This window comes from Actinoallomurus soli (assembly GCF_024055715.1).
GTDB lineage: Bacteria > Actinomycetota > Actinomycetes > Streptosporangiales > Streptosporangiaceae > Actinoallomurus > Actinoallomurus soli.
This window is the reverse complement of the sequence record NZ_JAMXMV010000052.1, coordinates 1-8,599: the sequence shown is the minus strand read 5'-3', so window position 1 is coordinate 8,599 and position 8,599 is coordinate 1. Positions and strand designations below refer to the sequence as shown.

The window sequence follows — 8,599 nt, the reverse complement described above, 5'->3', positions numbered from 1 at the left end:
TTCAGCGCCGATGGTACTGCACTGGAGACGGTGTGGGAGAGTAGGACGCCGCCGGACACTTACATAGATCAGGAAAGCCCGCCAGGCTGACGCCGGCGGGCTTTCCTGCGTTCACCGGCCATTTTTCCACCACAGCCGTCAGGCGCGCTGAAATGCGCCGACACGAGGCATCACGTCACGCGGTGTCCGCAGTGGCCGGTCGCGCTGGAGGCTGTCCCCTCAGGAGGGACAAAGTGGCTCCTGGCGGGACACGCGCGGAAGACAACCCACCACCCGGGTGCCCGATCGGGCGCGATCGTCCGCGTCGGTGGCGGGGCCGACGTGCTCGGTGGCGTCCTGCTGAAAGTCTGTGAAACCGCCTGGCCTGATCATCCTCGCGTCGGTCATTCTGCTCGATGTATCGCCGCCGTCCGTCTCGACGCAGGAGGGGACATGAGGCCTCGTACCGCTCGACTGCTGGATCGATGGGTCCGTGCCGCGACCCGCGCGGCCCTGCCCGCCGCGGCCCTCGCCGTCTCTGTCGTCGGCGCGGGTCCGGTGGCGGCTTGGGGCCAGGCCATCCCCGGCAAGGCCGCTCCCGGTGTCTCTGACTGCGGTACCAACGTGGTGGTGGACCTGACCGCGAACGGCACCACCGTGTGCGTCCAGCGCGGCGGGGATCTGGTGGTGATGCTCTCCTCCACCGGTGGCTCCTGGTCCGCGCCCCGCGTCGGCGGCGCCGCCCTGGGATCGGCCATGGCGATACCGACGCCGTACGGCACGGTCGGCTGGATGTTCCGCGCGGTGGCCGCCGGAACGGCGAGCGTGAGCCTGGTCCGGTCGAACTGCCCTCCGCCCGATCCCGCCACCGGAACCTGCCGGCCTCCGTTGCTCTACCGGGTGCACGTCCAGGTTCCGTGAACCCACCGAGCGTGCTCGGTGACGGCGTCTGCCGGGACGGTGGTGCTCAGGGCCCCGGGCGGAGGGTGTCGATCGCCGTCCGCAGCTCCTCGACGCGCTGCTCCAGCGTGGCGACCGCCTTGGCGGCCTCCTCGTCCTGTGCCGCCCACCGGGTGAGCGCGCCGACCTGCTCCTCGACCGCGGCGACGCGCCGGCCGAGCTCGGCCGCGAACTCCTCCGAGGGCGCTGCCGCGAACTGCGTGCGCAGCAGCTCCGACTGCTCACGGAGCTGCTGGTTCTTCCGGTACAGCTCGACGAAGACCGAGACCTTCGTCCGCAGCACCCAGGGGTCGAACGGCTTGGAGATGTAGTCGACCGCACCCGCGGCGTACCCGCGGAAGGCGTAGTCGGGGTCGGCGTCCGCCGCGGTGAGGAAGATGATCGGCACTTCCCGGGTCTTCCGGCGGCGTTTGATCGCGCGGGCGATCTCGAAACCGTCCATCCCGGGCATGACGATATCGAGAAGGATCACCGCGAAGTCGTTCGTCAGCAAGGCCCGCAGAGCCTCTTCTCCCGAACGCGCGCGGATCATGTTCTGGTCGAGTGAGCTGAGGATCGCCTCCAGCGCTATGAGGTTCTCCTCGCGGTCATCGACCAGAAGAATGTTCGCCTTCTCGGCCACAGTCAGCCCTCCATCACGTGCGTGGCCGGTTGAGCCACGCCCTCATGATGTCAAGAAGGTGGTCGGCGTCGACAGGCTTGGGTACGTAGTCGGACGCGCCGGACTCGATGCTCTTCTCCCGGTCGCCCTTCATCGCCTTGGCCGTCAGCGCGATGATCGGCAGGTCGGCGAACTGCGGCATCCGCCGGATGGCCTCCGTCGTGGCGTATCCGTCCAGCTCCGGCATCATCACGTCCATGAGGACCAGGTCGACGTCCTCGTTGCGGTCGAGCGTGTCGATGCCCTCCCGGCCGTTCTCGGCGTACAGGACCTCGATGCCGTACTGCTCCAGCACGCACGTCAGCGCGAAGATGTTGCGCACGTCGTCGTCGACGATGAGGATCTTGCGGCCGGACAGCACCTCGTCGTCGATCGGCGACGACTCGAACTCCTCCTCCTGCTCGGGCACCTCGAACGACACCGGTTCGGCGGGCGCGGCCGACAGCGGCCGCCGCCTCTCCTCTCGTACGGGCGTGGCGATGTCCGTGGCGTTCTCCAGGTAGCGGGCCGGCAGGTAGAACGTGAACGTGCTGCCCTCCCCGGGCCGGCTGGCGACGTGGATCTCGCCGCCCAGCAGCTGCGCGATGTCGCGGCTGATGGACAGCCCCAGTCCGGTCCCGCCGTACCGGCGGCTCGTCGTGCCGTCGGCCTGCTGGAACGCCTCGAAGATCGCCCGCAGGTTGTGCTCGTCGATGCCGATGCCCGTGTCGCTGACGGCGAATCCGATGACCTCGGGGGCGCGGGCGAGGACCGGGTCGATGAACTCGACCCCGTTCGCGCGCCGGATGGTCAGGCGTACCTCACCGGCGGCGGTGAACTTCACCGCGTTCGACAGGAGGTTGCGCAGCACCTGCTGGATCCGCTGCTCGTCCGTGTAGAGGTACTCGGGCAGGCCGGGCTCGGCGTACACGTCGAAGCTCAGGCCCTTGTCGACGGCCAGCGGGCGGAAGTTCGCGTCGACGAAGTCGACGAGCTCGCCGAGGGAGACCCGCTGCGGGACCAGCTCCATCTTGCCCGCCTCGACCTTCGACAGGTCGAGGATGTCGTTGATCAGGCGGAGCAGGTCGCTGCCCGACTCGTAGATCGTCTTGATCAGCTCGACCTGCTTGGGCGTCAGGTTCTTGTCCGGGTTGCCGGCCAGGAGCTTGGCCAGCACGAGCAGGCTGTTCAGCGGCGTGCGCAGCTCGTGCGACATGTTGGTCAGGAACTCGGACTTGTACCGCGAGGACTGGGCGAGCTGCTCGGCGCGCTCCTCCAGCGTCCGGCGGGCCTGCTCGATCTGGAAGTTCTGCATCTCGATCGCGCGGTTCTGCTTGGCGAGCAGCGCCGCCTTCTCTTCCAGCTCGGCGTTGGAGCGCTGCAGCTCCTCCTGCTGGCGCTGCAACTCGCTGGAACGGTCCTGCAGCTCCGCCGTGAGCCGCTGGGACTCCGCCAGCAGCGCCTCCGTACGGGAGTTCGCCGTGATGGTGTTGATCGTGACGCCGATCGTCTCCACGAACTGATCGAAGAACGCCAGGTGCACCTCGCTGAACGGGCTGAACGAGGCCAGCTCGATCGCGCCGAGGACGCGGCTCTCGAACAGGATCGGCAGCACGATCAGGTTGAGCGGCGACGCCTGCCCCAGGCCCGTACCGACCGTGATGTAACCGGCCGGCAGGTCGTGCACGAAGATCGGCTTGTGCTCCAGGGCGGCCTGCCCGACGAGGCCGTCGCCCATGTGGAACCGCACCTTGTCGATCTTGTCCTGGCTGAGGCCGTACCCCGTCTTCAGCACGAGCTCCGGCGTGCCGTCATCGGCCTCCTCGGCGAGGTAGAACGCGCCGTACTGGGCCGAGGACAGCGGCGTGACCTCGCTCATGATCAGCCGGGCGACCTCCATCAGGTCCCGGTGGCCCTGCATCAGGCCGGCGATCCGGGCGAGGTTGGTCTTCAGCCAGTCCTGCTGCTGGTTGGCGCGGGTGGTCTCGCGGAGGTTCGCCACCATCAGGTTGACGTTGTCCTTGAGCTCGGCGACCTCGCCGCGGGCCTCGACCGAGACGGACCCGGTGAGGTCGCCGCGGGCGACCGCGCTCGCCACGGACGCGATCGCGCGGACCTGCGTCGTCAGGTTGCTGGCCAGCTCGTTCACGCTCTCGGTGAGGCGCTTCCACGTGCCCGAGACGCCCTCGACCTCGGCCTGGCCGCCGAGCCGCCCCTCGCTGCCGACCTCGCGGGCGACGCGTGTCACCTCGCCGGCGAACGCCGAGAGCTGGTCGACCATCGTGTTGATCGTCGTCTTCAGCTCCAGGATCTCGCCCTGCGCGTCGACGTCGATCTTCTTGGTCAGGTCGCCGTTCGCGACCGCCGTGGTGACCTGGGCGATGTTGCGGACCTGGCTGGTGAGGTTGTCCGCCATGGAGTTGACGTTGTCGGTGAGGTCCTTCCAGACGCCGCTGACGCCGCCGACCTTGGCGCGCCCGCCGAGACGTCCCTCCGTGCCGACCTCGCGGGCGACCCGGGTGACCTCGTCGGCGAACGAGGACAGCTGGTCGACCATCGTGTTGAGGGTGTCCTTGAGCTGGAGGATCTCGCCCTGCGCGTCGACCGTGATCTTCTTGGTGAGGTCGCCCCCGGCGACGGAGGTCGCGACCTGGGCGATGTTGCGGACCTGGCTGGTCAGGTTGCCGGCCATGGAGTTGACGTTGTCGGTGAGGTCCTTCCAGACGCCGCTGACGCCGCTGACGCGGGCCTGGCCGCCCAGGCGGCCCTCGGTGCCGACCTCGCGGGCCACGCGGGTCACCTCGTTGGCGAAGGCCGACAGCTGGTCGACCATCGTGTTGAGGGTGTCCTTGAGCTGGAGGATCTCGCCCTGCGCGTCGACCGTGATCTTCTTGGACAGGTCGCCGTTCGCCACCGACGTGGCCACCTGCGCGATGTTGCGGACCTGGGCGGTGAGGTTCCCCGCCATGGAGTTGACGTTGTCGGTGAGGTCCTTCCAGACGCCGCTGACGCCGCTGACGCGGGCCTGGCCGCCCAGGCGGCCCTCGGTGCCGACCTCGCGGGCCACGCGGGTCACCTCGTCGGCGAACGACGAGAGCTGGTCGACCATCGTGTTGACGGTCTCCTTCAGCTCCAGCAGCTCGCCGGTCGCCTCGACCGTGACCTTCCGGGTCAGGTCGCCCCGCGCCACCGCCGTCGTCACGAGGGCGATGTCGCGCACCTGCCCGGTCAGCCGGCTCGCCATCGCGTTGACCGCCCCGGTGACGTCACGCCACCGGCCGGACATCTCCCGCGGCGTCGCCTGGCCGCCGAGCCGCCCCTCCGCGCCGACCTCACGGGCCAGCTGTGTCACCTCGGCGGCGAACTCGTCGAGGTGCTCGACCATGCGGTTCACGCCGGAGCCCATCCGCAGCAACTCGCCGCGCCAGGGCCGCGTGCCGGTGTCGAGCTCGATGCGCTGGCTCAGGTCGCCCTCGGCCACCGCGTCGACGACGCGCGCCATCGCGGTCGTGGACTGCACGAGCGTGTCGATGAGGGCGTTCGCCGAGGCGTTGCCCGTCGCCCAGGTGCCCTCGCCGCCCGCTCTCAGCCGCTCGTCGATCCGCCCTTCGTGACGGACCTCACGCTGAACCCGTACGAGCTCGCCGGTGAGATGGGCCGCGCGCTCCTGAGCCTCGTTGAAGGCTCCGGCGATCTCGCCCAGGATGCCGTCACCCGAGGGATCGAGCCGCACGTCGAAGTCGCCGTCGCGCAGCGCGCACAGGGCATCGAGCACCGACCGCAGATCGATCTCGCTGTACCTGGCGCGGGTCGGCGCATGGGACGTGCTTCGAGGCATTGATTTCCTCCTAGCCTTCCACGCGGCGTGGCCGGGGGTCTGTACAGTCCACCCCGTACATCTGCCACGATGGCAGCGTCCTGCATCCCCGAGACGAATCCAAGTGGCCGTGGAGAACAACCAAAAGACGTACACGACCTTTCCGCCGGAGGTCGCTTCTGTCGCGGCCGCTCGGCGCTTCGTGGGGGAGACACTTCGGGGCTGGGGCGTCGATGACGTGGACGACGCCATGCTACTAACGAGTGAGCTGGTTACGAACGCCATCGTCCACGCCGGCACCGAGGTCGAGGTGGTCTGCGAGATCATCGGCGGCCAGGTCAGGGTCGAGGTGCACGACCGGCACCAGGCCCGGCGGGTGCCCGTGCCGGGCGATCAGGTCAGCGGCCGCGGCCTGCTGTTCCCCGAGACGCTCGCGACGTCCTGGGGCGTGACGTACGGCCCCGTCGGCAAGCACGTCTGGTTCACCGTGCCCGGCACCGGTCTCGCGGACGAGCCGCCGCCGCCCATGCCTCCCGAGGAGCTCGTCACCGCGCCGCAGTCCGCCCGCTCCACCGTCGACCATTCCGCCCGTCCCACCGTCGACCAGCTCGCCCAGCGCACGGCGCAGGCCGCGCAGGACGCCATGGCCGCCGACTGCGTGTACGTCCTGCTCGCCGACGACGACGCCGAGCTCAGCCTCCGGGCCACGGCCGGCGTACGCCCCGAGGCCGCGGCCCTGGAGATGGGCCTGGAGGGCGCGCCGGTCACCGGCCGGGGCGTGTACGCCGACCTGGGCGGCAGCCCGTACAACCTCCCGGCGCTGCAGGCCGCCGGGATCCGCTCGCTCGTCACCGCGCCGTTCACGGTCGACGGACGGGCGATCGGGCTGCTCATCGCGGCCTCCCGCGACCCCGGGCACTTCACCGAGGACGACGTCGAACGCCTCCAGCGCGTCGCCGACCGCCAGGCGCCCTCGCTGGAGCGCGCCCGGCTCATGGAGCTCGAACGCGCCCGCCGGGGCTGGCTGGGCTTCCTCGCCGAGGCGAGCAGCATGCTCGCCGGCACGCTCGACCAGCAGATGACGATGGCGCTGGTCGCCCAGCTCATCGTCCCCCGCCTCGCCACCTGGTGCGCGGTGTTCACCGTCCGCGACACCGGCCTGGCGATGCCCGCGTACGCCTGGCACGCCGACGAGACGATGGTCGCGGACCTGCGCCGGCTGCTCGACCTGCTGCCGCCCGCACCCCCGCCCGCCGAGCCCGGCCCCTGGGAGGGGTTCACGCCGGCGCCGTCCGGCGACCTCCCCCCGACCGCGCACCGGGTGACCGGGGACGTCACCCACGTCTTCCCGCTGGTCGCCCGGGGCCGCAGCATCGGCACGCTCGTCGTCGGCGGCCCGAGGGGCGCGCGCTTCACCCGCGACGCGCTGGAGCTCACCGAGGACCTCGCGGGCCGGGCTGCCCTCGCCATCGACAACGCCCGCCTGTACGAGGAGCAGGCGGCCATGAGCCGTACGCTTCAGCGCAGTCTCCTGCCGCCCGACATCCCCGAGATCCCCGGCCTGGACGTCGCGGTCGTGTACGAGCCGGCCGGTGAGCACAGCGAGGTCGGCGGTGACTTCTACGACGTCTTCAACGTCGGCACGCGCTGGCGGTTCGCCATCGGCGACGTGTGCGGCACCGGCCCCGAGGCCGCCGCGGTCACCGGCCTCGCCCGTCAGGGCCTGCGGATCCTCGGCCGGGAGGGCCACTCGATCCCGGAGGTCCTCGAACGCCTCAACGCGCTGATCCTGGAGGAGGGGACCCGCGCCCCGTTCCTCACCCTCCTGCACGGCGAGCTCGAGCCGCTCGGCGACGGCCGGTTCCGCGTGACGTACGCCACGGCCGGCCACCCGCCGCCGCTGTTCCTGAGCCCGGGCGGCCTCGTGAAGGGCGAGGACCACTCCGACCTGATGCTCGGCGCCTTCCCCGAGGCGACGTTCGAGGTGAAGACCACGATCCTCAAGCCCGGGCACCTGCTGCTCGGCTTCACCGACGGCGTGACGGAGCGGCGCCACGGCGACAGGTTGCTGGGCGACGACGGCGGCCTCGAACGCATCCTCGCCGGCTGCGTCGACCTGAACGCCGGCGCGGTCGCCGCCAAGGTCATGCGCGCCGTCCGCGGCTTCTCCACCGAGCCCTCCCACGACGACACCGCCCTGATCGTCCTCCGCGTCGAGGAGTGACCGGCCCGCGTCGTACGGGCGGGGTCAGCCCCGGGCCAGACCCCGTCTGATCGCCACCTCGACGGGGGAGTGGGCGCCGTCGGCGCGCTCCGGTTCGATCGGGACGGCCGGGTAGAGGGGCGGCTGGGCCATGAACCGGGGCCGTTCGCCGTGGTGCGGCTGGGCCGCGTGGACGAGGAACGGGTGACACAGGTAGACGTCGCCGGGGCGCCCCGTCGCGTACGCGAGGGGCCGGTGCGCGGACGCCGCCTCGATCTCGGCCGCGACCGCGAACATCGACACGCCCTCCTCGCCGTACGGCTCCAGGACCGGCGGAACGTCCAGGTGCGACCCGACCCGCACCCGCGTCGGCGCGTCACCCTCGCCCACCTCGCTGAAGAGGAACAGCATCAGCAGCGCGCGATCCTTCGACCGTACGTTCACGTGATCCCAGGTGACCCCGTCCACCGAGTAGCTCGACTCGATGTGCCACCCGGCGTCGTCCGGCTCGTCCCGGTGCGGAAAGCGTAGCGGGAACGTCCCCAGCGACCGGCGCGGCACCCAGCGCCCCGGCCCGACGAGCCGGTCGAACGCCTCCCGCAGGACGGGCGTGTTCGCCGCCTCGGCGAACGGCGCGGCGGCCATGTCTCCGATCCGGTACACGGGCTCGGCCCAGGTCGCCGGGTCCTCCGGGTCGTAGCCGGTCTCCGCCCACAGCAACTCCGCACACGCCCGCGCCGTACGAGCCGGGACCGCCCCCTCGAACTTCACGAACCCGTCCCGGAGAAACGCCTCAACGATCGCATCCGTCACGAGCCGCCATTGTGGAGACGAGAGCGGCGAGCCGCACCCGGTTTTTCGTGGGGCCCGCCTGGTTGACGCTTCTATGTTCTGTCAAGCGGCCTTCGCAGCCGGTGCTGGGCCGTTTTCGAGGGCCCGGAAGATCCTGCGGGCGAGATAGCGCTTGAGGCAGCGGATGGCTTCGCGGCGGGTTTTGCCT

The 8,599-nt window shown here is 70.6% G+C and carries 5 protein-coding genes; 2 read left to right on the top strand and 3 right to left on the bottom strand.

The window, feature by feature from the left end; genetic code table 11:
* The first annotated feature begins 432 nt into the window (after positions 1-432).
* Positions 433-900, top strand: a complete 468-nt coding sequence (locus NDW01_RS42510) for a hypothetical protein (protein WP_252830358.1) — start codon at positions 433-435, stop codon at positions 898-900.
* Positions 901-946: 46 nt separating this feature from the next.
* Here NDW01_RS42510 and NDW01_RS42505 read toward each other — a convergent pair whose 3' ends face one another.
* Both NDW01_RS42505 and NDW01_RS42500 read right to left on the bottom strand, forming a co-directional pair.
* Positions 947-1,561 (bottom strand): response regulator, encoded by a 615-nt coding sequence (locus tag NDW01_RS42505; protein WP_252830357.1) that lies wholly within the window; start codon positions 1,559-1,561, stop codon positions 947-949.
* A gap of 13 nt (positions 1,562-1,574) precedes the next feature.
* On the bottom strand, positions 1,575-5,417 hold the full coding sequence (locus NDW01_RS42500; RefSeq protein WP_252830356.1) for a HAMP domain-containing protein: 3,843 nt from the start codon (positions 5,415-5,417) through the stop codon (positions 1,575-1,577).
* A gap of 109 nt (positions 5,418-5,526) precedes the next feature.
* On the opposite strand from NDW01_RS42500, the gene NDW01_RS42495 reads away from it, so the two are divergent.
* Positions 5,527-7,620 (top strand): SpoIIE family protein phosphatase, encoded by a 2,094-nt coding sequence (locus NDW01_RS42495; RefSeq protein ID WP_252830355.1) that lies wholly within the window; start codon positions 5,527-5,529, stop codon positions 7,618-7,620.
* A 24-nt stretch (positions 7,621-7,644) separates the two neighbouring features.
* Here the strand turns inward: NDW01_RS42495 and NDW01_RS42490 are convergent, their stop codons facing one another.
* The gene (locus tag NDW01_RS42490) at positions 7,645-8,412 is read right to left on the bottom strand and encodes a phytanoyl-CoA dioxygenase family protein (RefSeq protein WP_252830354.1); all 768 of its coding nucleotides are present in this window, start codon (positions 8,410-8,412) and stop codon (positions 7,645-7,647) included.
* Positions 8,413-8,599: the final 187 nt, after the last annotated feature.